General features: G+C 51.5%; 18 protein-coding genes and 1 other annotated feature. Of the genes, 4 read left to right on the forward strand and 14 right to left on the reverse strand.

Annotated features, from left to right (window positions below):
• Nucleotides 1-252: 252 nt before the first annotated feature.
• The 6 genes from A3842_RS23690 to A3842_RS23715 all read right to left on the reverse strand — a co-directional run bounded on the left by A3842_RS23690 (nt 253) and on the right by A3842_RS23715 (nt 7377).
• Complete coding sequence (locus A3842_RS23690) at nt 253-969, reverse strand: response regulator (RefSeq protein WP_074102941.1); 717 nt, start codon at nt 967-969, stop codon at nt 253-255.
• Entirely contained in the window at nt 966-2570 is a 1605-nt protein-coding gene (gene dcuS / locus A3842_RS23695) for a DcuS/MalK family sensor histidine kinase (protein WP_074102942.1), read from the reverse strand. The genes A3842_RS23690 and dcuS overlap by 4 nt, the downstream gene beginning before the upstream one ends.
• Before the next feature lie 33 nt (nt 2571-2603).
• Nucleotides 2604-3815, reverse strand: a complete 1212-nt coding sequence (locus A3842_RS23700) for an MFS transporter (protein WP_074102943.1) — start codon at nt 3813-3815, stop codon at nt 2604-2606.
• A gap of 69 nt (nt 3816-3884) precedes the next feature.
• Nucleotides 3885-4430, reverse strand: a complete 546-nt coding sequence (locus tag A3842_RS23705; RefSeq protein ID WP_074102944.1) for a hypothetical protein — start codon at nt 4428-4430, stop codon at nt 3885-3887.
• A 129-nt stretch (nt 4431-4559) separates the two neighbouring features.
• The gene (locus A3842_RS23710; protein ID WP_074084671.1) at nt 4560-4979 is read right to left on the reverse strand and encodes a DUF350 domain-containing protein; all 420 of its coding nucleotides are present in this window, start codon (nt 4977-4979) and stop codon (nt 4560-4562) included.
• Nucleotides 4980-5010: 31 nt separating this feature from the next.
• Nucleotides 5011-7377: an endonuclease MutS2 gene (locus tag A3842_RS23715; protein ID WP_074102945.1), complete on the reverse strand. Its 2367-nt coding sequence runs from the start codon at nt 7375-7377 to the stop codon at nt 5011-5013.
• A gap of 152 nt (nt 7378-7529) precedes the next feature.
• On the opposite strand from A3842_RS23715, the gene A3842_RS23720 reads away from it, so the two are divergent.
• The gene (locus A3842_RS23720) at nt 7530-7877 is read left to right on the forward strand and encodes a phage holin family protein (protein ID WP_074084673.1); all 348 of its coding nucleotides are present in this window, start codon (nt 7530-7532) and stop codon (nt 7875-7877) included.
• 83 nt (nt 7878-7960) lie between these two features.
• Here A3842_RS23720 and A3842_RS23725 read toward each other — a convergent pair whose 3' ends face one another.
• On the reverse strand, nt 7961-9037 hold the full coding sequence (locus A3842_RS23725) for a GGDEF domain-containing protein (protein ID WP_074102946.1): 1077 nt from the start codon (nt 9035-9037) through the stop codon (nt 7961-7963).
• Nucleotides 9038-9297: 260 nt separating this feature from the next.
• Here A3842_RS23725 and A3842_RS23730 point away from each other — a divergent pair, with 260 nt between their 5' ends.
• Nucleotides 9298-9690, forward strand: coding sequence for a cupredoxin domain-containing protein (locus A3842_RS23730; RefSeq protein ID WP_074102947.1), 393 nt, complete (start codon nt 9298-9300; stop codon nt 9688-9690).
• Between the two features lie 101 nt (nt 9691-9791).
• On the opposite strand, the gene A3842_RS23735 is transcribed toward A3842_RS23730, so the two are convergent.
• The 3 genes from A3842_RS23735 to pheS all read right to left on the reverse strand — a co-directional run bounded on the left by A3842_RS23735 (nt 9792) and on the right by pheS (nt 15978).
• The gene (locus A3842_RS23735; protein ID WP_074102948.1) at nt 9792-11963 is read right to left on the reverse strand and encodes a cell division protein ZapA; all 2172 of its coding nucleotides are present in this window, start codon (nt 11961-11963) and stop codon (nt 9792-9794) included.
• A 197-nt stretch (nt 11964-12160) separates the two neighbouring features.
• Entirely contained in the window at nt 12161-14605 is a 2445-nt protein-coding gene (pheT, locus tag A3842_RS23740; RefSeq protein WP_074102949.1) for a phenylalanine--tRNA ligase subunit beta, read from the reverse strand.
• Between the two features lie 338 nt (nt 14606-14943).
• Nucleotides 14944-15978: a phenylalanine--tRNA ligase subunit alpha gene (gene pheS / locus A3842_RS23745; protein WP_074084678.1), complete on the reverse strand. Its 1035-nt coding sequence runs from the start codon at nt 15976-15978 to the stop codon at nt 14944-14946.
• A 65-nt stretch (nt 15979-16043) separates the two neighbouring features.
• Nucleotides 16044-16328: a binding site (T-box leader), on the reverse strand.
• A gap of 219 nt (nt 16329-16547) precedes the next feature.
• On the opposite strand from pheS, the gene A3842_RS32170 reads away from it, so the two are divergent.
• Both A3842_RS32170 and A3842_RS23755 read left to right on the forward strand, forming a co-directional pair.
• Entirely contained in the window at nt 16548-16751 is a 204-nt protein-coding gene (locus tag A3842_RS32170; RefSeq protein WP_256701838.1) for an ABC transporter permease, read from the forward strand.
• Nucleotides 16752-17357: 606 nt separating this feature from the next.
• Nucleotides 17358-18962, forward strand: a complete 1605-nt coding sequence (locus A3842_RS23755; protein ID WP_074102951.1) for a diguanylate cyclase domain-containing protein — start codon at nt 17358-17360, stop codon at nt 18960-18962.
• Nucleotides 18963-19109: 147 nt separating this feature from the next.
• Here A3842_RS23755 and pulA read toward each other — a convergent pair whose 3' ends face one another.
• The 4 genes from pulA to ptsG form a co-directional block, all read right to left on the reverse strand.
• A complete protein-coding gene (pulA, locus tag A3842_RS23760) occupies nt 19110-21506 on the reverse strand; it encodes a type I pullulanase (RefSeq protein ID WP_074102952.1) in 2397 nt (798 codons plus the stop codon).
• A gap of 520 nt (nt 21507-22026) precedes the next feature.
• Complete coding sequence (ptsP, locus tag A3842_RS23765) at nt 22027-23739, reverse strand: phosphoenolpyruvate--protein phosphotransferase (RefSeq protein ID WP_074084681.1); 1713 nt, start codon at nt 23737-23739, stop codon at nt 22027-22029.
• On the reverse strand, nt 23732-24007 hold the full coding sequence (locus tag A3842_RS23770; RefSeq protein WP_074084740.1) for an HPr family phosphocarrier protein: 276 nt from the start codon (nt 24005-24007) through the stop codon (nt 23732-23734). Before A3842_RS23770 ends, ptsP begins: the two co-directional genes overlap by 8 nt.
• Nucleotides 24008-24108: 101 nt before the next feature.
• A complete protein-coding gene (ptsG, locus tag A3842_RS23775) occupies nt 24109-26166 on the reverse strand; it encodes a glucose-specific PTS transporter subunit IIBC (RefSeq protein WP_074102953.1) in 2058 nt (685 codons plus the stop codon).
• Nucleotides 26167-26343: the final 177 nt, after the last annotated feature.

Below are 26343 nucleotides of genomic sequence, written 5' to 3' on the forward strand. Positions count from 1 at the left end.
TTATATTTCCATGAAGGATGTTTCTCATTGAATTTAATCAATAGTTCTTTCAATAATAGGAATCTGAAGCAAAGTGGAATAAGTATAACTAAATGGGCTGAATCTTTACAAACAGATGGTTTTAATGGGATTTTGTACACCTAATCCTGCATAATCATCCCATAGGGTTGCTTTCAGCAGAATTAGTGGTACTTTTTCCCACATAAGACACCCCATAAGCCAAATGAGCTCAATTAGTGATACTTTTTCCACCTAAATATATTTAGCAATAATTCCCTGGCCTTCAGCCGCCACAGTATACATATATACCGGCCTGCCCACCGCTCCATAACTGATCTCCATCTCCAGAACACCCGCCTCTGTGAGAAACGCTAGGTATTTCCGGACGGAGATCCGCGAAATCGGAGCCGCTGCTGTGATATCCTCGGTCGAAAACACCGGTTGCTCCAGCTTATGTATAATGCTCCAAATGCTCTCCAGCGTACCTTCGGTAAGACCCTTGGGCAGTGTGCCGCTCTTGTCCTCCTCGGTACCGAGAGAATGACGCAGAAGCTTATCCAGCTGCTCCTGACTGAGGTTCTCTTTATGCTTCATCAGAGCGTAATCCTCACGGTACGCGGACAGCGCCGCCTGAAAGCGGGAGAATTCAAATGGCTTGATCAAATAATCAACGGCCCCCAGCTGAAGGGCTTTGCGGATGCTCGAATTATCGCTGGCTGCAGAAATGACGATAATGTCGACCATACTCCCCTGCTCCCGCAAAGCGGATAACAGCTGCAGACCGCTGGTACGCGGCATGTGGAAATCCAGTAGAATGAGATCAACCGCAAGCTCCTCAAGCATCTGCACGGCCTCATCACCTGAAGCAGCCCAGCCCGCGAACTCAAAGCCCTGAATCTGCTCCAGGTAATGGCGGTTAAACTTGGCTACCATCGGATCATCTTCAACGATCAGCACTTGTATGGTCATCTGTTCTCATCCTCCTTCACCGTATATGGGATATCGGCTATAAATGTAGTTCCCGGCTCCAGGCCGGGTATGATCTGGAGCTGGCCATGCAGCTTCTCCACACTTTTACGGACCAGATAGAGTCCGATTCCCCTGTGTTCTCCCTTGGTGGAGAATCCTTGCACAAATATCTGCTCCCGAAGCGCTTCAGGGATTCCCGGTCCGCTGTCACTCACTGTGGAGATCAGGTGCCCCCGGTCGTAATCAAAAGCAAGCTCAATTTCCTTAACGCTGTGGCCTTCGAGTACTTCCATGGCATTGTCGAGTAAATTACCGGTGATGGTAATCAGTTCATGCATCACTTGCGGATCTGCAGATTCTGGCAGATAGCTGTCCTCTGTCAGCAGCAGCTCAATCCCCGCTTCCCGGGCCCTGCTAAGTTTCCCCAGCAGAAAGCCGGCCATAACCGGGTCCTTGATCTGCCTCGTAATGGTACCAATCTCATTCTGGTAGTTGCTGACGGTCCCCGAAATATATTGCTGCAGTTCATCGTACAGGCCCATATGAGTCATTCCCATGATAACATGGAGCTTATTCATATATTCATGCGCCCCTGCCCGCAGAGCATCCGCATAGACGGAAATTCCGGACAGCCGTTCCGCCAGTACTGCAAGCTCGGTCTTGTCCCGGAACGTAGCAATGGCCCCCGCAATCTGACCATTCACCCGGATCGGAACACTATTGGCCAAGATGGAGATGCCATTCAGCTCCAAATTCTGATCCTGCCTTGCCTCACCGCTGACCAGCACCTGCTCCAGGCGCAGCTCCGGCCAATAATCGGTGATATGCCGGGTCATCGCGTTGCCTGTAATACCAGCCGTTCCCAGAAGCCGTTCCGCTTCTACATTGATCATGGTGATCCGGGCTTGATCGTCGACCGCAATAATACCCTCACGTGCAGATTGAAGCATGGCACTGCGCTCTTGCAGCAGCTTAGAGATATCGGATGGCTCCATGCCGAACATCATCTGTTTGATTTTCCGGGCCAATACCATTGCTCCTCCGGCTCCAAGCACGGCACCAGATAGCAGGATTGCAATAATTGTCCATTCATTTTGCCGGATCAGCTTGTGTACCCGTTCCATGGAAAGGCCCACTACGACCACTCCAACCTGGGAACCCCTGTTACTGTACACGGGGACGAAAGCCCGCAGCGATTTGCCTAGCAGTCCCTCTCCTTCAGAGATACTTTCTTCGCCGCGCAGCGCAAGCTCTTGCCCTCCCCCGACGAAGGCCTTACCGATCCTCGAAGCATCGGGATGTGAATACCGGATACTGTTCATATCGATGACTACGACAAACATAATATCATTGCGGCGGGTGATTTTGGAGGTGTAGGCCTGAATCTCCTTGCTGTTCCCTTCACTGAGTCCCTCTGACACCAGCGGCATCAAAGCAATGGTCCGGGCTATAGCGATTGCCTTATCCTCCAGCGCATGTCTGGTCTGCGGAATAATCTGATTTCTGAAAATAATGTATAGCACTACCATGACCAGCATCACTACGGCGGAGACCATGACCGTAACCTTTGTCCTCAGACCGTAATCCTTTTTCTTGGCCAATGCTGTATTCCCCCTGTTCCAACCTACTATTGACTATAAGAGGGATTCCTCCGCTTTGCGCTTCAGCAGCCGGTGCAGTGTAAGCCAGCTTCCCAGCGGAGCAGCGCCCAGGAGAAGCATCAGCAAGGTAATCACACGGGGCGATTCGTTAACCGATAGCATGGCTATGAATACAAAAACGCCCAGAATCTTGCCCGTCATCAAACAAAGCTCCCTCAGAACCACCAGTTCTACCCGTTTGCCCACACTCTCCTTCGACTCGCCCATCAGGTCAAAGCTGCTGGAGGTCATGGGCAGCATATATAATGGAAGAAAGAGGGATGTTCCAATACCCATAATCAGTAAGGTGCCGTAGCTAACCCTCCAGAGGAGCGGAGTAATGACAGCAATCAGCAGAATGCCTCCGGCGAGCATCCCACCGGAACGGAGTCTTGGTTTGAACCATTTGCCGGCAGCATAGTAGCTGACCAGTGAAACCGCTGAAGTGATCAGTGCAAATTGTCCCAGCTTGCTTTCTTCTTTAGCGGCTATGTACACAAGAAGACCAATCAGAAAGGAAAATACGCCCTCCCGCAGTCCCTGGAATACCAAGGCTGCCGCTGTCGGTCTCCATGCACTGCCCTTGCGGTGCAGCTCCCTCCATGGTTCTTTCCACAAATAAGCCCCTTCACTCTTACGTTTCTTAAGAAAAAAGCTTAAGCCCACGGCTACTCCGTATATGGAGAGCGATAAAATAAACACTAGGCGATAACCGCGCTCTCCATGCAGAGCAGTGATGATCCAGCCTGATACCCAAGGCCCGACGATACCCGTGAATGAACCCAGTAATCCCATCCAACCATTGAAAAAGTCCCGGTTACCTGCATCCGTTATCTCAAAATAAACAATGTTGAAAGCCAGCCAGAATAATCCGATCGCTATGCCCAAAATCAACCCAAGCGGCCATATATAATTAACCGCCCGATTGCCCAGCCACAGTACGAGCAAATAAAAAAGGCCCGAAACGGCCAGGCCCAGCCGCAGGGCGTTCATCTTGTTATGTTCCTTAACCCATTTCCCGGCCAGCCAGAAGCTTAGACCCACGGCCAATTGCTGAGCTACCGTAAACCAGCCGACCATAGAAAAATCCTGCCTGCTCTTCCATAAGTAGACGTTCAAAAATGTACCTGCCAGCACGGTGGCCAAGGAACATAATCCGTTGACCGCGAGCAGCAGTACCTCTTGTTTTTGCGATGAATTCTTCATGCTGTTCCTCCTTGCCAACTGGACGTGTCTGCTTAACATGCCCAGCTCGCGGAGAAACCATAACGTGTATTACTTGGTGCCGGTGCTCAGATTGCGCACAAGCTGAATGCGGTCCTCCTGCGCCAGGCTGTGCTGTACATGAAAGCACGAGGGGCAGACAAAGAGATTCAGCGAGAACGGCGGTTTCAGGACAGGTCCACCCAAGGCTTCCGGTGAGGATGGCTCGAAACCCTCAACGTTCTGGGTTCCGGAGAGCAGCATCAGCTCATGACACTGCGGACACTCAGGCGCTTCCAGCTGTGCCGCCAGAATGGCGGATACGCTTGACTCATAGCGCTTCAAATCATAATCGTCTCCGAATTGGACGAGTGTATTGAAGATCGGCACTACGCCATCCTTGTCGCTGTCATCCCACAGATCTTCGTCGCTTACATCCTCTGGCTCCGGTTCCACTGCTTCTTCCGGCTCGTCTTCATCCTCCAGGTCATCTACACCCAGGGTTACTGTACGGTAGCCGCTAAGTTCATTGTTACAATGGGGACAGGTATCCTCTGGCCCGAACTCCTCGTCCCACACAATTTCCGTATGACACCAAGGGCAAACTGTTGTTTCCATCTGAAATATCTCCTTCTTACCTCACATTTGAATTCAATTTATCATTAGATATATTATACCGGCCGCTATAAAAGCCAGGGCAGAAAAGAACAGAACCCGTACCAAAATCTTCATTTTCCACACCCCACTTTAAAAAATAGCGGCACCAATCACATAGGACAGGGACACGGAAATCAGCATGGCAGTTAGACCAACAGCCCGGTTGTCTGCGGCGATCTCATCATCGATGGAAAAGACCGGAGTCAGGAACTCAAAGAGGAAATAGGCGAGCAGCAGCAACAGAAATCCCACCACCGACCATTTCATCGTTTCGTAGATTGAGGCTCCCGCATCAATACTGAAGCGCAGAATGTTACAAATGCCGAAGATTTTGCCTCCGGTGGCCATGGCTACAGCCACATTCCCTTTGCGGATTTCTTCCCAGCAGTTATATTTGGTGACCATTTCGAAGAAAGACAGAAATACCACAAGGCCAAGTATGGCCACTGTGAAGTAGCCGAGCAGCGCACCCAGCGGATGATCCAGCAAAAGATCAATATTTTCTTGCATGCTTCTCCCTCTTTCTGCTGGACTCCAGCCGCTATTCCAGTTCAGCCACGGTTACACCCGCGCCGCCTTCGTTATAATTCCCCAGCCGGTAGCTCTTCACATGCTTATGTTTGCGCAGATATTCCTGAATGCCGGTGCGCAGTACGCCGGTGCCCTTGCCGTGAATAATGGAGATTTGCCCTAAATTGCCGAGAAAAGCCTCGTCAATGAAGCGGTCTGTCTCCATAATCGCCTCTTCCAGATTTGTCCCGCGCAGGTCCAGCTCACTGCGGATATTCTCATCACGGGTGCGCTTGACCGTAGTTGCACGGCGGAGTGCAGGAGATGGGGAATCCGGTGCGGAGGACAGGAATTCCAGATCCTCCAGGTTGACCTTCATCTTCATAATCCCAAACTGTACAATGGCTTCCTTAGGACCGCTAAGTTCAACAACATAGCCCTTCTGGTTCACATTCTGCACCTTAACTTCATCGCCTGGCTGAATTTTTCTTGGCGCCTTGACGTTGCTGCGGGCAACGGTCTTCTTACGGGGCGCAGGTTCCGCTTCATCCAGACGGCGGCGGGCTTCAATGAGCTTATGCTCCTTAACCGAAGCTCCTTCCTCCATAGCGAGCCGGCGCAGATCACCGATGATCTGTTCGGCTTCCTTGCGTGCCTTGTCGAGGATCGCGCTGGCGTCCTTCTCCGCCTTCTCCAGCCGCTTATCACGCTGGCTCTCAAGCTTCTCCAGCTCCTGTTGCTGCCGGTTGCGGAATTCCTCCGCTTCACGGCGGACCACTTCAGCACGTTCACGCTCGTTCTCTGCCCCAAGACGGTTCTCTTCCAGCGAAGCAATCATGTGCTCGACGCGCAGGTCCTCTTCCTTCACCTCACCGCGTGCATGCTCAAGTATGGCGTTTGGCATACCGAGACGCTCGGCAATGGCGAACGCATTGCTTCGTCCCGGTACACCGATTAGCAGCCGGTAGGTAGGACTAAGACTCTGTACATCAAACTCCATGCTGGCATTGATAAGACCTTTGCGTTCGTAAGCATAGGCTTTCAGCTCACTGTAATGCGTAGTGGCCACCATCCGGCATTCGGTCCGGTGAATATTCTCCAGAATGGCAATGGCCAGGGCAGAGCCTTCGGCAGGGTCGGTACCCGCACCCACTTCATCCAGAAGAATCAGACTTTTTGGAGTCATTCTGCGCAGAATGGAAATAATATTAGTCATATGGCTGGAGAAGGTACTAAGGCTCTGCTCAATACTCTGCTCATCGCCAATATCGGCATAGATCGCATCAAATACACACATTTGGCTGCCTTCCTCCGCCGGGATGAACAATCCCGACATCGACATCAGGCTGAGCAGGCCGATGGTCTTCAGCGTGACCGTCTTACCGCCTGTATTGGGGCCGGTCACGATGATTGAGCTATAGTGGTTGCCAAGCTCGACATCCAGCGGTACCACCTGCTCTGCAGGAATCAGCGGATGCCGTCCCTTGCGCAGTTTGAGGTAGCCCCGGTCATTCATACGGGGCTGGGTCGCCTTCATATCACGGGCCAGACGCGCCTTGGCAAAAATGAAGTCCAGCTCGCCCAGAATATCCACGTCATAGGCCATTTCCTCAGCAATATCGCCAACGAGAGCAGTTAGCCGGTGCAGGATGATCTCAATCTCCCGCTCCTCACGCAGCCGGGTTTCACGCAGCTTGTTGTTCATGGCCACAATGGATTCCGGTTCGATAAAGAGCGTGGCACCGGAGCCAGACTGGTCATGCACAATTCCGCCGAAATGAGCACGGTATTCCGCTTTGACCGGAATGACGAAACGGTCACCACGAATCGTCACAAGCTGATCCTGCAGCATTTTGGCAACGGAGGAAGAGCGGATCATAGAATCCAGCTTCTCGCGGATTCGGGTCTCGCCTCCGCGCAGCTCACGGCGGATGGTGGCCAGCTCAGGGCTGGCGGTGTCCAGCACATCGGCATTCTCGTCGATACAGCTGCGGATGGCATCCTCAACATGCTTCTGTTCTGACAGCAGATCACTTTGTGCGAACAAAAGGGTGATGGTCTCATCTTCATGCATCGCCGCCAGAAACCGCTTGACTCTGCGTGCACCGCCGATAGTATTGCCAACAGAAAGGAGCTCGCTGGTTCCCAGCATTCCTCCAATAGAGGCACGTTTCAGGGCCATTTTGATGTCCGTTATGCCGCCGAAGGAAGGAATGCCTTTCAGCCGGTCTACATTCGCCGCTTCGTCCGTAGCCTGCAGCAGCTTTTTCACAGCTTCAAAATCACCGGAAGGCTTGAGGCTTTCCGCCAGCAGCCGTCCCATCGGGGTCTGGGTATATTGCGCCAATTTATTTAAAATCTTGCGATATTCAAGCGTATGCAAAATTTTGTCGTCCAATTACAGTCACAGCTCCCTTCATAGATGGTTACATTATACCTAATTCAGCCGGGTTTCGCTATTTGGGTAAGTTTTCAGGAATAGAAAATCAGATGCAGGCCACAATAACAACTGCACATATCCTTATGCGAAGGCCAAAGGAGGTTAGTTCAGTGAGATTTTTAGGTCATGTGGTCCGTTTTATCGTGGCAGCAATCGTGCTGCTGGTGGTTGGCTGGATTGTCCCGCAGTTCACGATTGGCGGTTTCTGGAGTGCGCTTATTCTTGCGCTAGTCATTGCACTGCTCGGCTGGGTCATTGAGGGCATCTTCGGCAAAAAAACAACGCCCTTCGGCCGCGGCATCGTCGGTTTTCTCGTTAGTGCACTGGTAATCTGGATCGCCCAATTCATCGTGAGCGGTGTCAGCGTCACCGTGCTGGGAGCGCTTCTGGCAGCACTGGTCATAGGCATCATCGACTTGTTCCTGCCGGTCTCCACACCGTTTGAAGCTGCAAAATAAAGAAGAAATCTGCTGGTCTTACTGCAGACACAAAACCCCCTACTCCGGAATTATAGCGGAATCAGGGGGTTTATTGTATTAACTTATGCATAAGACAGGATATTATCGTTCATAGATGCAGTGACTACCGCATTTTTACCGGTACGCTTGGCAGCATATAGGGCATGGTCTGTTTTGCGGAAAAGCATTTCTTTCCCGTCCCCGAGCTGGTAGTCACATAACCCGATACTGACTGTAATTGGCTTGCCCCCGGCATAGGGATGCTCCATCGCCGCAATGTTTAGCCGCAGCTCTTCAGCCGCAGCGTAGGCCTCGTGAAAGCTTTTATCTGTAAAGATCACCGCAAACTCTTCCCCGCCATAGCGGGCCGCAAAATCATTTAAACCAATCAGGCTGCCGACCTTCGCCGCAACCTCCTTGAGCACAAGGTCCCCAACCCAATGACCATAGGTATCGTTGACCCGCTTAAAATTATCGATATCGAACAACGCCAGCTGCAGCCTGAGGCCGTTGCTCTCACACTGCTCCAGCAGCGAAACCAGATATTCATGAAAGGTCTTATGGTTGTAAAGTCCAGTCAGAGCGTCAATCTTGAGCAGTTTGTCCGAGATCGCCCGTTCCACCAAAAGTCCCTGTTCAGACTTGGTCAACTGCTCCAGATGCTCACGCACCTCGCGGGCCCGGATAATGACAGCCTGAGTCATGGCAACAAACACGATAAATACACACTCCACCATCAAAAACTCCAGCAATGGCTTCTCCAGCATTCTCCGCTCCAGCCCGAAGTAAATTCCGCCATAGAACAGCAAGCTGAATGCACCCAGCACACCCAGAAGCCTCTGGTCAAAATAAATAAGAGCGATCATTATAGGCAGCATAAGTGTCATCTGCGCTCCATCCACAAAGGGCTCAAGGACAAAATACATAAGATAAGACACAATGAACCCGCACACGACCACCACCTGCTTGTGATACAGCAAAGTGGACCGGAGCCACATTTCCGCTGTCATCATGGCTATAAGAATCATGAGATTGCAGCCGATGAACAGATGCCCTTTAGTCGGAATTAGGACCGTTCGGACCTCAACCGCAGAATCCGACAAAACAAATAACAGCTGGGCTACCAGCATGAAAAAGACAATAATCCAATATCCGGTCAATATTTTACGGTGCCATTTCTCCGTATTCAGTGAAATTTGGGCTAAATTAATGTGGATCCCCTACTTCTCAAGCTATAATATAATTGCTTTAAGTATAATGAATTTTAAACTTTTTTGCATCATTTTTTTGCAAATTTCGACAAAGTTTGGAGTTTGCTTGCGGGAAGGAAGTTTTCCATTGATTTTCCAAGACTTCTTGGCCCAATTAAGCTATGCTAGAGGCACGCAAGGCTCACCACTATTCCTGGAGGAGGATGAAGATGATCCGGAGATTTACCATTCTACTGTCCATCGGTTTGCTGCTAGTACTGTCCGCCTGCGGAGGAACAAGCAGTAACACCAACGACGCAACTTCCAAGAATGAAACGGCTGATGCCGGAATTACGGCAAAAGAAGAACTCATCATTACAGCAGCGAACTACAGTTTTGATCAAAAGACGTACCATCTGAAAAAAGGGGTTCCGGTAAAGATTATTTTTAAAAATGAGAGCGGTAATCATGGCATACTGATTCCGGAGCTGAATCTGCGGCTGGACGGCAAAGATGCCTCCCGGGTTATTGTCCCGGATGAAGCCGGAACGTTCGAAATGACCTGCGCGATCATGTGCGGCTCGGGCCACAGCGGGATGAGCGCTCAGGTGATCGTAGAGTAACAGCCATACTCATACAGTCAATCTATATTAGGGCATGCATATACAAGGCGGGCCCCAGGCAATCTTACTGCCTGGGGCCCGCCTTTTCATGCGTCCGCCATTCAACTGTCCTGTTCGATCAGTTGAATCCATTCATTATATTCACGCTGGAGCTTGGCATATTCCGCCTGAAGTCTGCGATGCTCCTCCGACAGCTTGTCCAGCTCGCCCTGCCGCAGTTCAAACTGTGCCTGAACCAGGCGCAATTGGCCCTGAACCAGCTCATAGTTCCCGCCGATCTCAGCAAGCTGCTGCTGCACTTGTGCATACTCCCGGCTCATGGAGTCCGTTTTCGCTTCGGCCTGTCCGGCTTCCTGCTCCCAAATCTCAATCTCCTCACGCAGCTGAGCTTCCGTCTCGTTCCACAGCCTCTGACTCTGCTCAAGCTCCTCGTATTTGCGCTTCCATGAGGCTTCCACCTCGCGGGTTTCGCGCAGAGCTTCCTGCTGTTCCACCGCCGCAGCGGCGGCTTCCCGCCCGGCCTCATACAGCTCTTCCAGACGGCGGGCATTTTCTTCACCTTCGGCCTCCAGAAGCTCGTATCTTTCTTTCAGCTGCTCACCGTCCTGCAGCACCTCATCATACTGCGCAATGAGCTCCTCATAACGTCCGCGCAGCGCTGCCAGCTCCTTGCGGGAGGCTTCGGCTTCTTCGCGATGCTGACGGCTCTCGGTTTCTGCCTCGGCCCGCAGTCCGGATTCACGGTCAAGCTGCTGCACCATGCCGTCCGCTTGCCCCCGCAGTGTATCGATCTCACGCTGCAGAGTCAAAGACTTCTCTTCCGCTTCCAACAGCTTCATCTCCAGCTCCCCGATAGCCTCCATATGCTTGTCGGCAAGTTCTTTCCAGTCTGCCGCTTCCGCTGCGGACTGGGTGAACTGACCTTGCAGCTGATGCAGGCTGGCCTTGGCTTCACCGAGGGACTCGCGGAGCGTTGAAGCTTCTTCCTGCTTCGCCTCATAACGCTGGCGCAGCTCTCCCAGTTCGTCACTGAGCAGGTCTCCGAGTTCATTAGCAGAACGCAGTTCTTCCTGAACCCGGCTCAGGCTATCCGCAGTTTCCTGCAGCGAAGCTCTAAGCCCTGCCGCTTCGTTCTGCGCGGCCTCATGACGTTCACGCAGATTCTCCAGCTCCTCGAGCTGCAGTGTTCCCTGCTGTGCTGCGGTACGAAGCTCTTCTGTCAGCTGTTCTTCGCGCAACAGCACCGCTTCATATTGAGCCAGCAGTGTCATGCGGGAATCACGCTCGCCCTTCAGGCCAGCTTCGGCTGCACGCAGCCTGGACTGCAGCTGCCCGGTGCCGCCGCGAAGCTCGCCAAGCTGCTTCTCCAGCTCCAGTACTTGCTGCTTATGCCGATGCTCCTGCGTGCCTTGCGACTGCCGGAGCTCCTTATTCTTGGCAAGCTCCTTCTGAAGCGCCTCGCGCTCCTCTGTGAGCTCCTTCTCCAGTGCGGACTTGGTATCTGCCAGCTCCTTGCTGAGTGATGAGCGGATCTCCACAATCTCGCCACCGAGCGACTCCCGGGTCTGGGTGAGCTCCACTTCAAGCTGGGATAGGGTTTCCGCCTTCTCCCGCTCCAATGTCTCGCGCAGGGTCTGCAGCTCCTTGAGGTGAGCAGCTTTCAGTTCTTCCAGCTGCTGCAGACGGGCCGCCTCAGCGGCAGCAAGCTCCTGCCGGCGGCTCTCACGGGCTGCAGTCTGCTCCTGCTCATAGCTCTCGCGCAGGGTCAACAGCTCTGCTTCACGCGCCTTAAGCTCTTCAGCCAGTTGCTCGCGGGCAGCCGTTGCTGCCGTCTCCGCTTCCAGCAGCGCCTCGGCATGCAGCTTCCGCTCCTGCTCCTGAATCTCCAGGTGCCGCCTGCGCTCCTCTTCGGCAGCGGCAATCAGACGGGCAGCCTCCTCCTTGGCTGCTGCCTCCATCCGTTCGTACTCTTCCTGCCGCTCCTTCTGCGCTTCCGTAAGGCGTGTGACTTCTACACGTAGCTCCGTACGCTCTCCGGTCAGCATATTCAGCTCATTCTTAAAGTCTTGCACCTGAATGGCCTGCTCTGCCATATGTACAGCAGCAAGCACCGCGATCCGCGGGGTATCCAACTGGGAATGTGATTTGGAGATTGCGCGCATATGCTCGTCTACATAGCGGGCAACCTGTTTCATATATTCAGTGCTGCTTCCTACAAGTTTATAAGATGTTCCATATATCTCCACGGCGACACGAGTCCGGTCCATAGCCACAGTTGTGCCCTCCTTTGTATGTGTGCTGATTCTAAGCTGGTATCTCTGCTCCTATTGTAGCGTCATTTATTCTCTTTTGCCAAAAAGCCGTACATTTCATAGATTCTGCCGGTAGCCGCCGTAGCCCCAAGGGTTAGAAAAAAACCGCAGCGAACTCCGTTTGTAAATGGATTCGCTGCGGCTTTGCACAATTCCTGCTACTTTCTTAATTCTGCGCCAAAAGTTTGCTGAAGTGCTGATACGACCCTATCATGCACTTCTACAACCTCTTCGTCGGTCAGGGTATGATCGGTATGGCGGTAGAGCAGTGAAATGGCCACGCTCTTCTTGCCGCTCTCCATCTTGCCTCCCGTGTACACATCAAATACCTGAACATTCTGCAGCAGAGTTCCGCCGTTCTCACGGATGGAAGCCAGCAGGTGACCTGCAGGCACTGCAGAATCCACCACAACTGCGATATCCCGCTCCATGCCCGGGAAGCGCTGCAGCTCAGTGTACTGTATATTGGTGCGTGCGTTGCTGTAGAGCGGCTGAAGCAGCAGCTCGGCCACGTAGGTATCTTCCAGATCCAGCCCGCGCTGCAGCTCTGGGTGGAGCTGTCCAAGCGTTCCCAGCTTCACTCGGCCTTCAGTACCCTGCAAGTATATCGAAGCCGAACGGCCCGGGTGGTAATCCTCAGGAGCATCGCCTTCATAAACCACGCTGCCCGCAAGGCCCAAGTGGTTAAATATAGTTTCCAGCGCACCCTTCAGGTCGAAGAAGTCCACAGGCTGCACGGCTACATTCCATTGCTTGGATGCACGGCTTCCACTCAGCAGAAGTCCCAGCACCGGCAGCTCACGGGGCTGGCGGGTGAGCTGATCTTCGTCTGTGAAGAACACATTCCCGATTTCGAACAGCGCCAGATCACTTTGACGGCGGTTCGTGTTGTAGCGGGCGATTTCCAGCAGCTGTGGAATCAGACTAGTGCGCAGTACACTGCGGTCCTCGCTCATCGGCATCGCCAGTTTGACAGAAAGCTTGCCTTCAGCAAGCGCCGGGAAAAGCTTGCTTTGCTCCGGCTGAATGAAAGAATACCCCATAACCTCCTGATAGCCCCCATGTGCCAGCAGACGGCGCAGTTCACGGCGCTGGGACTGCTTGCTGGTCAGTGCTCCAGGTGTAGTCACACCCTCAATCAAAGTTGTAGGGATATTGTCATAGCCGTATAACCGGGCGATTTCTTCAATCAGATCGACATCATAGCTGATATCGCCGCGTCTTGTCGGAATCTGCACCTCTACGAGCCCCTGTCCCGCATCTCCGCACTTGAAGTGCAGACGGTTGAACAAAGTCTTCACTTCCAGCAGTGACAGTTCTGTGCCGAGATAACGGTTAAGCTTCTCCAGGGATAAGGTGAGCACCTTCTCTTCCGCAGTCTCCGTCCCTGCCTGCACAATACTCTCGTGAACAGAACCTCCGGCATATCGGGCAATCAGGGAAGCTGCGCGGTTCAATGCAGAGATCACGGCATTCGGATCGACTTCTTTCTCGAAGCGCAGGGAAGCTTCGGAGCGCAGACCCAGCTGTCGTGAGGTTTTGCGGATCGTCCCGCCGTCGAACTTAGCCGATTCCAGTACAATATTGATGGTTTCATCTGTTACTTCAGTCTGCAGTCCGCCCATGACTCCGGCCAGACCCACAGCCTTCACCCCATCGGCAATAACCAGCATTTGCGGCTCCAGCTTGCGCTCCTGTCCGTCAAGAGTGGTCAAAATCTCGCCGTCCTTGGCAAAACGCACACTCAGTACGCCGCCTTCCACTTTGTCGCCGTCAAATGCATGCAGCGGCTGTCCGTACTCCATCATCACATAGTTAGTGATGTCCACGATGTTATTAATCGGACGAACCCCCGCAGCCATCAGGCGGTTCTGAATCCAGAGCGGGGATGGCGCAGTCTTCACTCCGGCAATGTAGCGCACCGAATAATGCGTGCAGTAGTCATCGTCTTCTATCCGGACAGAGATGGAGTCGGAGGCTGAGCCGCCCGATTCTACCAGATCAGCTGCCGGATCAGGCAGCTTAAGCTCACGTCCGAGAATTGCGCTTACTTCGTAGGCGGCACCAATCATGCTTAGACAGTCTGAACGGTTAGGCGTCAGATCGAAGTCGAGAACTTCATCATTCAGATCCAGCACCTTCAGAATGTCCTGACCGATTTCGGTGTCCTCAGGCAGCACCAGAATGCCCTCCTGCAGTTCCTTGGGCAGCAATTTATCGTTCAGCCCCAGCTCCTTGGCGGAACAGATCATCCCCTGCGACAATACGCCGCGAAGCTTGGCTTTTTTGATATCCAGACCAGGCAGCTTGGCACCCACCAGTGCTACAGGAACCTTTTGTCCAGCGGCCACGTTCTTGGCTCCGCAGACAATCTGCAGATCCTCGTCTTGTCCTGCATCTACAATGCATACATTCAGCTTATCGGCGTCAGGATGCTTTTCTTTCGATTTGACATAGCCGACCACTATGCCGGAAAGGCCTTTGTTGCGCCGCTCCACACCGTCAATCTCGATGCCGGCGGTCGTAATTTTCTCTGCCAGCTCATCTGCGGTAACGCCCTCAAGCGATATATATTCCGTGAGCCAGGAGGTTGATACTTTCATGTTCGCACACTTCCTTTTGTTTCAGATGTATTTATCTACGTGCCGGATTTGCTTGGCAATGCGGAAACAGTGAGCAGCATTGGATCTCTGTACTTCCGTTTTAAAATCATTCGTTAATAGGGTCCCTGCGGGGAATGTTTGGAATTCCGGCCGCTGTTAGATTTGAATCTCCTGATTTAAACCGCTGATCGCGGTAGAAATCCAAACCTAAAGGCGGACGCGTTCGCTCCTCCAGTTCCAAACTTCCCCTCCGGTCCATTTGTTAACAGATTGATAAAACAGAAACAAAGATCCTCGATAGCTGATCCTGCCCGCCCAGCCTCTTACCCGCCAAAAATCTAAATCCCCTTGAACTGCTTCACAAAAGCCATATCATTCGTGTAGAAATGACGGATGTCATCGATACCGTACTTCAGCATCGCTATCCGTTCGACACCCATACCGAAGGCGAAGCCGCTGTACTCCGCAGGATCATAGCCGCCCATTTCCAGCACGTTCGGGTGAACCATGCCGGCGCCCAGGATTTCCAGCCAACCGCTCTGCTTGCACAGACGGCAGCCGTCTCCGCCACATTTGAAGCAGCTTACATCCACCTCAACACTCGGCTCGGTGAACGGGAAGAAGCTTGGACGCAGGCGGATGCCCGCGTGCGGCCCGAACATTTCTTGGGCAAACTGCTGCAGCGTGCCCTTCAGATCGCTCATGCGGATATGGCGGTCAATCACCAGACCTTCAACCTGATGGAACTGGAAGGAGTGGGTCGCATCATCATCATCGCGGCGGAATACCTTGCCGGGACAGATGATTTTGACAGGGGCTTCGCCCTTCATGGCCTGCATGGTGCGAACCTGGACCGGTGAGGTCTGCGTGCGCATGAGGATATCCTCCGTCAAATAGAAGGAATCCTGCATATCACGGGCCGGATGGTTCTTCGGCAGGTTGAGCGCTTCAAAGTTATAGTAATCCGTTTCCACCTCTGGCCCTTCCGCCACCCGGTAGCCCATGCCAATGAAAATATCCTCGATCTCCTGAACCACCCGGCTAAGCGGATGAATTCCGCCTTGCGGCAGACTGCGGCCCGGCAGGGTTACATCCACTTTTTCCGCATTCAGGCGGTTTTGGGTCTCCTGCTGCTGGAAGGCCTCTTGTTTGTTTTCGATAATTTCCTCAATGGCGCCCCGCACCAGATTGGCTACCTGGCCGATCACCGGGCGCTCCTCCGCGCTGAGCCCGCCCATACCACGCAGAACCTCTGTAAGTTCGCCTTTTTTACCCAAGTACTTTACACGCAAATCATTCAGAACCTGCGGATCGGTAACTTCCTTCAGCTTCGCTAACGCTTCGACCTTTAATGCTTCAAGCTTTTCTTTCATGGCCGTATACTGCCCCCTTATCATGGTGTTGTCCTATTTGCAACAAAAAAAGGCCTTTCCTCCCGGTAAGGGACGAAAAGACCGTGGTACCACCCTTGTTAGACTGTCTGATGACATCCCCAATAGCATTGTTCTGCTTTCGGCATGACTAAGACCTGTCTCACTTTAGCAGAAATAACGGTCTGCCGCCGGTTTCCCCTACGCTCTCCATCAAGCATGGCTTGAAAGAAATTCAAGGAACTGCTCCGGAGTGAACTTCGGCAGCTCTGCTTCCTAGAAACGCTCTCAATCCACGGCGTCTCCTCCCTGTAAGCCAGGCACTGCGTACTCTTCTCCATCACTGCATTTATCATGAATGCTGCTGAATCAATCCATCTTCTGCTTAGAAGATATGTTTATTTATTATATGCAAAATTAGCCGGTTTGACAAGCGGGACAAATTCAGGCCAATTTTTTATCTTCTTTTAAGCTTCCCTCAAGCTTCAAGGCGTATTTAAGGATTGCTTCTGCAGCTTTAAATACAGCCACAGCAGCAGTTGCTGCTGCGACGGAAATTTCCTACACTATCCATGCTAAGCTCCATCAAGCTCGGCACCGCACTTAGCGTGAAGCGGAGTGATCTGACTTCTTCTGCCCCAATGAATGTCGCCACCTCCTGGAATATGGTGATCATCTCTTTCCTGTTCTCTTGGTTTACCGGTGTTGTCTTTGGAATGATGCCTGCAAACAAAGCGGCAAGAATGTGCCCTATCTACGCCCTGCGCAATGAATAGACTATAGTTGGTTTTACCCATGTTTACGACAGACATACAGCCGCAAGCCTCTTTTTTGGAGGTTTATGGCACTTTTTGGGAGACTTCCGACTTTTTTTGCCTGAAATGCTGCGTTATGCCTATGGCCCTGGACCCTTCTCTGCGGATTATTAATCAGAGAGGGTATCGTTTCCGGTAAAGTTGGGTAATAGGACTCAAGGGCTGGAATATCTAGTAGGAAGCAGGTTATACATAATTTTTTCTAAAAAATAAGGATTTATGTTTCGCGACCATAAATCTGAGAATTAAAGGCAAATCTCCCCCGGATCACGGATCTGAACCTGAGCCGAAGCTTCCGGAGTCTGGAGATTATTAAGCTATATCCACCTATTCCCAGGCAATTGCTCAACATAAGTGCTTCCTTTATACTGATGAGAAGAAACTTCGATCATACCGGGAGATTCCCATTCCTGCCACCTTATTCTTCCCCTGCTCTGTATGACTCGCTTGGATCACAATCTCTTCATTATCCTGCTCACACAAGCAAAAGGTCCACTTATGAATAGACTTAGCGGTAATTAGACAGCATTAAAGAATACTTAATAGTTTTTGCAGGGGGTGGATGAAGTGGCAGGTTTTCCCGAGATCAAAAACACGCGCAGACTAATCCTTTTATTTGCCGCTATCTCCGTTCTTCTGGTGGGTATCAGTATTGCTTCCCTCCTATATTTAAACAACACAATGAATAAATTGTCAGCATCCTTATATAACGATGTGTATCAGAATTCCGAGCTCATTCTAAATGCTGACCGTGACCTGTACCAGTCTGCCTTGGCCCTCCATACTGCTATAAACGCAAATATTAACAGTGAGGAGCGCAGCAAACTGTCTCAGGATTTCGAAGAAAACAATGCCCAGGCGAAGCAGCGTCTTGGCATGGCCAGCTATAATATCAACTCCGTGGAGAATCCGTTTAGCGGGATGAGGCAAAGTGAACGGCTGCTTACTCAGCTGAAAGATGTCTTGGAAAACGTCGATGGCCCTTTTCAAACCTGGAAGGATACAGGCAGGGATCTCATCTCACAGCGGGTCCAGAGCAACTGGAACCCCAAATCGTTCTCTCCACTCCAAACTAATGCTCTGCTGGAGCAAGTCCGGGACCCTCTGGACCAAGCCGAGCAATTGATTGACGACTATGCACGGCAGGTAACTCAGGAATTCCGGGATAAAAAAAGCTCACTGTTCGCGTTGTACTCCCTATTCCTGTTTTTGCTGGTACTCGTTATTATTTATCTCTGCCGTAAGCTAATTACCCTTCAAAATGAAATGCTTGAGGAGAAGTCCCTGTATCAATTAATTGGCGAGACGATGTCCGACTTTATTATTTTGACAGATCCTAACGGGTTGATCTTATACGCTTCCCCTTCCCATTCGGGCCTGCTCGGATATATCCCGTCCAAAGGTGCTCCGCTCTCCAATTATATTAGGGAGGCGGAGATTACCTGGGCGAAGCTCAAAAGCGTGGTACAGGCCCCCCCGCGGATTTCCGAGCTGCGCATGCGTTCAGTAGAGGGACACTGGGTATGGCTTGAAACGAAGGTTACCCCGATTAAGGGCAGCGGCGCTTTTCCGGCGCAGTTCATGCTGGTATCGCGTGAAATCACCCAACGGAAGCAATATGAGGAACGCCTGCACAAGCTGGCCTTTTATGACCATCTGACTGCAATTCCTAACAGAGCCCATTTCAAGATGTACATGGAGAATCTGATCAATCAGCCGGAGGAACGCAAACAGAATATTGCGCTGGCCCTGCTCGACTGTGACCGCTTCAAGCAACTGAATGACACGCTTGGCCATCTGGCCGGAGATGAATTCCTGCAATTGCTCTCACGTGAGCTACAGCAGACCGTCAAGGGATCCGGACAGGCTTTCCGGATCGGAGGAGACGAGTTCGCCGTAGTGCTGCACCGCTTCACCAGCCCTGAGATGCTTGATGAGATCCTGGCCCGGCTGCTGCAACTCTTCAATAAATCCTGGTCGATCAACCAAGGCTCCAGCTTCCATACATCAGCCAGCATAGGAGTATCGCTATACCCGCAGCACGGCAGCAGTATTAATGAATTGCTCCGGGCCGCCGACCTGGCAATGTACCGCTCTAAGAATCACGGCGGCAACGAAGCCAATCTGTACAGCGAGCTTGTAGATGAAGAATATTCGGACCAGCCCAAATAAGCTATTCCCGTAAGGGGGAGCATTGGCTCCAGAGGACATATAAAAATGATAGTCCAAGTCAAAACTAAATTCTTATATTTTGACAAAAAGAGCTATTCTGACGGCCCCCTGGCGGGTTGCCGTACAGAACAGCTCTTTTATTGTATCTTAACTGGTGAGCTGCAGCGGATCATCCTTACCTCCGCTGTTCTCCTGCAATCGTTCCCGGATCGTTACCTTAACCAGCTCCTGGCTGCCGGAGCAGTCAATGAAGCGGTCTGCGGCCCCGTCCTTCTCTTCCCAGTCATTCAATCTTAGAATGTAGCCTACCGACGCAGTTTCTGGGAGCACTTCGATCCGAGCCACAGCATGGCCATTTTCCATCTGCCGGAAATCGCACTGGCCATCCTGGATGCCTGTACCCCACATCCATAGATTCCAGCCCCGGTAATCACCATCCGGACGTTCATAATGGATCTCAATGATTTTGGACCTTGGCTCAGGCTGACCGTATTTATCATAGAGAATCATCATAGACAACCCTTCAAGCTCTACCTCTGCACCCTGGACAGTACGGAAGGCATCTGTTCCTGCTGAGGTATGATCCACAACGATATTCCAGCAGCTATCCGTTTCGGGGAGCTTATGGCTGATCGGCCCGGGATTAGCATTAAATATGACTACGATATTGTTCCAGACGTCACCACCGGCGTTATTCTTCAGCAGATAGGAGACCACTCCGCCCTCACAGCGGAGGAATTCCAGCGAACGCTCGATCTCCTGACGTCCATGAAGCCGGAAAGCCGGATGATTTCTCCGCAGCGCAATAAGTCCTTTGTAGTACTCAAAGACGGGAAGGAACTTCGCTTTGTTCTCCCAACGGATGGCATTGATGGCATCGGGGCTCCGGTAGCTATTGTGGTCTCCGTATTTACTGCGCAGGAATTCATCACCTGCTTGCAGAAAGGGAATGCCCTGTGAGGTTAGGATGATCCCGTTCGCCAGCAGAGACCGCCGTACAATCTCATCGCCGAGAATATCCTGCCGGTCAACCGCGAAGTAGGGATCGGCATCGGCAACTGCGGCTTCTACCACACCACCGTTCTTCAGCCGTCCATTCTCCAGTTCCGGCAGTTTGGCCGCCTGGCGCAGACCCTGCGTGGCAAGTACCTTATCCCACAGATTCAAATTATCGTGTGCAGTCACATAATTCACCGTTTCCACCGGAGAATCTGTAAATTCATGAATGGCTCCCTTGATCCCGGAAGCAACCGCACCTTCCTTGTCATATTCCCCGGTTACAAAGCCTTTGCCCCAGCCATCGCTGTCGCCTTTGATCGCAGAGCGGAAGTTGTCATTGAAGACTGCATATCCCTTGCCTTTTTGCACACCTTTTAGTGTTTTGGTAGCTAACGGAGAATCCCCGCCAGTCCAAGGCTCACCGTAGATCAGCAGATTCGGGTTGATCTCCAGACGCAGTTCCTCCGTAAGTTCACGCATGGTCACACTATCCATCAGTCCCATGAGATCAAAACGGAACCCGTCAAGGTGATATTCGGAAGCCCAGTAGGCTAATGAATCCTTAATATATTTGCGCACCATCGGCCGTTCCGTGGCCAGCTCATTGCCGACACCGGAACCATTGGAGAGGCGGCCGTTATAGTCATGCCGGTAGAAATAATCGGGAACCAGCGGCTGAAAAGGTCCTTTTTCCACAGAATAGGTATGATTGTATACGACATCCATAATCACGGAGATCCCTTTACTGTGCAGCGCCTGTACCATTTCCTTCATCTCACGAATGCGGGTTCCCGGATCTGACGGATTGGTGCTGTACGAACCTTCCGGCACGTTATAGTGCTGAGGATCATATCCCCAGTTGTATTCAGTGAAAAAAGGTTCCGCTCCCTTTCCGCTGTCTGCTCCGAGTTCATTAATAGTCTGAAAATCAAATACCGGAAGCAGGTGCACATGGGTAATGCCTAACTCCTTCAAATGATCAATACCCAGCGCATGTCCCGCAGAATCCCGCAGCCCGAATTCAGTAAAAGCCTTGAATTTGCCTTTATGCAGCATACCGGAGTCCTCTGACGAAGAGAAGTCCCGTACATGCAGTTCATAGATCACAGCATCAGCAGGATGAGGCAGAGCAGGAGAGCTATCTAAGACCCAGGCTTCCGGATCAGTGCCACGCAAGTCCACAATGGCTGATCGTATACCGTTGGCCGACACCGCCTTGGCATAAGGGTCCGCTGCCTCTTTAATCGTTCCGTCTTCAAAAACGGCGCGGTACATATAATACTTGCCTTTCAAATCCCCAGAGAAACGGGCCTGCCAGACCCCGCCCTCCTGACGCTGCATATTCACGATACGCCCGCTGTCCCGGTCACCGTAGTTCACGGTTTCTGTCCCATTCCCCCCGGTATTATACAATACCAGCGACACGGTGAAAGCTGTGGGCACCCATACTTTGAAGAGGCTGTAATCTGCAGTATAGGTCAATCCAAGATCATTGCCTGTATAAATTTCTATTGCTTTCTCTGCATTTATATAATTGCTGTTCATTCATGATCACCATCCCAGTGTTCTCCCCACAGTTGCCGGAAAACGGATCTACTGCTGCTATTATCCAACTATTTCCACATCATTTAAAAATAATACTTGCACGGCTTTGCAAGCGGAGCATCAGGAGTACAGTCTTGCTCAGGTCCAACCCATGACTTGGCTTAACATATTATATGTAACACGATGTTCACAAGTTTGGGTCCAGCAGCCTATTCTGCTGTCTATACTTCCTATATCGGTAGTGATGACTTCTCAATTAAGCTTATCAAGCAAAAGCCGCTATTCTATCGGAAGTATAACCTGCTATGGATTGGATAGCTACTGTAAATTGATGTTATGTACTAACTCATAGCCTATCATATCCTTCTGACGCAGCACCACTATACAATGTTACAACTACTATTTAGAAACAGGCGATCCGCTTAGTAATAAAAAAAACCAGCCCCCCAATTAGGAGGCCGGCATAAAGTAGTTGGAAAAGTAGACTTGCTAAAAAACGGAGTAATGCTTGAAGCAATAATTAATTCACACTGCTCTGCACAAGTGCAGCAACTTCCTCGGCGGTACCGAGCTGCAACGCTTTTGCTGCCATTTCCTTCATGTCTGCGGCAGAGAGCTTGGAAATCTGGCTCCGTGCCGGGAGAATAGAGGTGGCACTCATACTGAATTCGTCAAGACCGAGGCCCAGCAGCAGCGGAATCGCCGTGCTGTCACCAGCCATTTCGCCGCACATGCCCGTCCATTTGCCTTCAGCATGGGCAGCATCGATTACAATTTTGACCAGGCGCAGAATAGCCGGGTTGTATGGCTGATACAGGTAGGATACCCGTTCGTTCATCCGGTCTGCAGCCATTGTATATTGGATAAGGTCATTGGTTCCGATACTGAAGAAATCCACTTCCTTGGCGAACTGGTCAGCTAGAACAGCTGTGGAAGGAATCTCCACCATAATGCCAAGCTGAATGTTGTCAGACACTTCCTTGCCTTCTTCACGGAGCTTGGCCTTTTCCTCCAGCAGCAGATCACGGGCTGCACGGAATTCACCAAGCGTAGCGATCATAGGGAACATGATCCGCAGATCACCGTGGGCACTTGCTCTGAGTAGTGCGCGGAGCTGGGTGCGGAAAATATCCTGACGATCCAGACACAGGCGGATCGCCCGGAATCCGAGGAAAGGGTTCATTTCCTTAGGTAGATCCAGGTACGGCAGTTCCTTGTCACCGCCGATATCCAGTGTACGTACTACAACCGGCTTGCCGCTCATATTCTCCAGCACTGTGCGGTAAGCATTGTACTGAATTTCTTCGGAAGGAAGCTTGTCGCGGCCCATGTACAGGAACTCCGTCCGGTACAGGCCTACACCTTCGCCGCCATTCTCGATTACACCATTCACATCATTTGGTGTACCGATGTTGGCAGCCAGCTCTACATGCTTGCCGTCAGCGGATACGGTCGGCTCGTCGCGGAGCTTTTTCCACTCGGCGATTTGCAGATCATAGGCTGCCTGCTTGGCTTTGTACTCCGCTACCTCAGCATCGCTCGGGTTGATCAGAACATCACCGTTCAGACCATCCACAATCACCAGATCACCTGCCTTGACTTCGGACAGTACATTCTTGGTGCCGACTACCGCCGGAATTTCCAGGGAGCGGGCCATAATGGCCGAGTGCGAGGTGCGTCCGCCGATATTCGTCGTAAAGCCCTTGACGAAGTTGCGGTTCAGCTGTGCTGTATCAGAAGGCGTCAAGTCCTGGGCAATAACAATGACTTCCTCACTGATCTCGGCAGGACTGACATAATGGATACCCAACAGATGGTTCAGCACCCGTTTGGTCACATCGCGCATATCAGCTGCGCGTTCCTGAAGGTACGCGCTTTTCATATTTTCAAACATCTCAATAAACTGAGTGGCAACTTCATTTAAGGCATAGTCCGCATTAACCATTTCCTCACGGATTTTGTCCATTACGGGACTGATCAGCTCAGGATCTTCCAGAATCAGCAGATGGGATTCAAAGATCTCCGCTTTCTTCTCGCCCAGTTCAGCGAGGGTGCGTTCCTTGATGCTCTGCAGCTCGGCTTTGGACTTCTCCAGCGCGTCTGTCAGTTTGGCAACCTCTGCCTCCACATTACCTACAGCCGTTTTTGTAATGGTATAATCCGGATGTTCCAGGATAAAGGCACGGGCTACGGCAATACCTGCTGAAGCCGCGATTCCTGAAATTTTACTCATGCAGCTCTCCCAGCCCTTCTTTAACCATAACTTCCTGAAGTGCGCTCAGCGCTTCGGACTCTTGACTGCCTTCAGTAATCAGAGTCAGAGTATCGCCTGCTTCAAGACCCAGAGACAAAACGCCAAGGATGGACTTAAGGGTTACTTTTTTACCTTTAGCTTCTGCAAAAGCTTCGGTTTCTTTGAATTTTGTTGCTGTATTTACCAGCGCTGTTGCCGGGCGTGCGTGAATTCCGTCTTCGTCGATAATTCTGAATGTTTTTTGCATGATAATATCCAACTCGCTTTCTGTTCATATAGGATTTGTTTTTTTATGGTGAAGGCTACGCTCCCTTTAATTATAAAGGAAGCGCTGCGCCATTGCACATCTTACAGGATACTGATGATATCCTTGTCGCCGATAACCACTTTACCCGGCTTCTTCAGTGTAACTGCAGAACCTTCTGGCAAATTGGAGAAAATGACTGGTGAAATTACGGAAGGCGCATGAGCCTTAACGTACTCCAGATCAACTTCCATAATCGGCTGTCCTGCGGCTACCAGATCGCCTTCTTCGACCAGGATCGTGAAACCCTGACCTTTAAGCTTAACTGTATTTACGCCGATATGAACAAGTACTTCCTTGCCGCCATCGGACATGATACCAATCGCGTGCTTGCTTGGGAAGACGTTGAACACTTTACCGTATACCGGGGAAGCAATCTTACCGTCATCTGACAGGAACGCAAAACCGTCACCAGTCATCTTCTGGGAGAACACCGCATCCGGCACCTGTGTAATATCGAGCAGCTCCCCGTTGACCGGAGATACGATATCCTCAGGAATAATCGCTGTGCCTTCTTCTCCTGTCTTTTTCTCCAGCTCAGGCTGCGGGGCAGCTGGTGCGGCAGCTGGAGTTCTGCCGTTCATTACATCCTGAATCTGTGATTTGATCGTATCGGAACGGGTTCCGAAGATCGCCTGCACGTTGTTGCCGACTTCGAGCACGCCTGATGCGCCAAGCTTCTTCAGACGGTTCTTATCCACGCCGGCTTTATCTTTAACTTCTACACGAAGACGTGTAATACAAGCGTCCAGATGAGTAATGTTTTCTTTACCGCCCAGTGCGGACAAAATGTTGCGCGGCAGATCATCACCGCTTCTGGATACATTCTCTGCGCTTATTTCCTCTACATCTTCGGAAGGATCTTCACGTCCCGGTGTTCTGAGGTTGAACTTCCGGATTACAAAACGGAATCCAAAGTAATAAATAACCGCAAGCACAAGACCTACCGGAATAACCAGCCACCATGCTGTACGGTTTGGAATCACACCGAACAACACATAGTCGATGAAACCGCCGGAGAAGGTCATCCCGATTTTGACATTCAGGATGTGCATGGTCATAAAGGACAAGCCGGCAAATATAGCATGTACTGCGAACAGCAGCGGAGCTACGAACAGGAATGAGAATTCCAGTGGCTCAGTAATCCCGGTCAGGAAGGAAGTCAGTGCCGCTGAAACCATCAAACTGCCGACAACCCGTTTATTCTCAGGTCTGGCTTCATGATAGATCGCCAGCGCCGCTGCAGGCAGACCGAACATCATGAACGGATATTTACCGGTTGTAAAGGTACCCGCTGTGAAATCCACGCCGTCACGCAGCTGCTGCATGAATATCCGTTGGTCACCGCGAACGAGATCCCCGGCCTTATCGACATAGCTGCCGAACTCATACCAGAACGGCGAGTAGAAGATGTGATGCAGACCGAATGGAATCAGGGAACGCTCGATGACCCCGAAGATGAAGGCCGACAGCGTCAGGTTCGTGTTGATCATACTCTGCGATACATAGTTCAGACCGTGTTGAATTGGCGGCCAGATGATCGTCAGTGCAAGCCCGAGAAGCAGGGAAGTGACTGCCGTCATAATTGGAACAAAACGTTTACCCGCAAAGAAGCCGAGATAGGACGGAAGCTCTATACGGAAGAACCGCTTGTACATAGACGCTGCTAGTATCCCGACCAGGATACCGCCGAAGACGCCAGTCTGCAGGGTTGGAATCCCAAGTACACTCGCATAGGCGAAGTCCTGCTTGCTCAGCACCCATGCATTAATGCCAAGCACAGTTCCCATGGTCACGTTCATGACGAGGAACCCGATAATAGCCGCAAGCCCGGCTACCCCTTCACCGCCGGCAAGCCCGATGGCTACCCCGACTGCAAAGAGAAGTGACAGGTTACTGAAGACAATTTGTCCCGAATTCATCAAAACATTGGCAATGGCTTGAACCACATTATTCTCCAGTGCCGGAACGTATTGGAGGAAGTCAGGGTTAACCAGCATGTTGCCGATCCCAAGGAGCAAGCCTGCCGCAGGCAGAATGGCCACTGGAAGCATAAGCGCCTTACCGACCCTTTGCAACACACCAAACATTTTTTTGAACATTGAGGTCACTTCCTTAATTGTTAATTTCGTTCAAACAGAAGCCAAAAAAGGCATGAGCAACACAGCATACAGGTTGTTCCTCTAACACAAGGTTAGATTACCCCGACTTGGGGCTGGACAACCAAAATACTGTAAATCACTCATGCCTGATCGTATCAGTTACACGCTTTGTATTCT

Source organism: Paenibacillus sp. P3E (assembly GCF_001909045.1).
GTDB classification, from domain to species: Bacteria; Bacillota; Bacilli; order Paenibacillales; family Paenibacillaceae; genus Paenibacillus_AQ; species Paenibacillus_AQ helianthi.

What these genes read in the sequence shown, in the direction of transcription:
- A3842_RS23770 (WP_074084740.1), bottom strand. Translation starts at nt 24,007, where the DNA reads ATGCAAAAAACATTCAGAATTATCGACGAAGACGGAATTCACGCACGC.
- pheT (WP_074102949.1), bottom strand. Translation starts at nt 14,605, where the DNA reads ATGAAAGTATCAACCTCCTGGCTCACGGAATATATATCGCTTGAGGGC.
- A3842_RS23705 (WP_074102944.1), bottom strand. Translation starts at nt 4,430, where the DNA reads ATGGAAACAACAGTTTGCCCTTGGTGTCATACGGAAATTGTGTGGGAC.
- A3842_RS23690 (WP_074102941.1), bottom strand. Translation starts at nt 969, where the DNA reads ATGACCATACAAGTGCTGATCGTTGAAGATGATCCGATGGTAGCCAAG.
- A3842_RS23710 (WP_074084671.1), bottom strand. Translation starts at nt 4,979, where the DNA reads ATGCAAGAAAATATTGATCTTTTGCTGGATCATCCGCTGGGTGCGCTG.
- pheS (WP_074084678.1), bottom strand. Translation starts at nt 15,978, where the DNA reads ATGAAAGAAAAGCTTGAAGCATTAAAGGTCGAAGCGTTAGCGAAGCTG.
- ptsP (WP_074084681.1), bottom strand. Translation starts at nt 23,739, where the DNA reads ATGAGTAAAATTTCAGGAATCGCGGCTTCAGCAGGTATTGCCGTAGCC.
- A3842_RS23730 (WP_074102947.1), top strand. Translation starts at nt 9,298, where the DNA reads ATGATCCGGAGATTTACCATTCTACTGTCCATCGGTTTGCTGCTAGTA.
- pulA (WP_074102952.1), bottom strand. Translation starts at nt 21,506, where the DNA reads ATGAACAGCAATTATATAAATGCAGAGAAAGCAATAGAAATTTATACA.
- A3842_RS23700 (WP_074102943.1), bottom strand. Translation starts at nt 3,815, where the DNA reads ATGAAGAATTCATCGCAAAAACAAGAGGTACTGCTGCTCGCGGTCAAC.
- ptsG (WP_074102953.1), bottom strand. Translation starts at nt 26,166, where the DNA reads ATGTTCAAAAAAATGTTTGGTGTGTTGCAAAGGGTCGGTAAGGCGCTT.
- A3842_RS32170 (WP_256701838.1), top strand. Translation starts at nt 16,548, where the DNA reads ATGCTAAGCTCCATCAAGCTCGGCACCGCACTTAGCGTGAAGCGGAGT.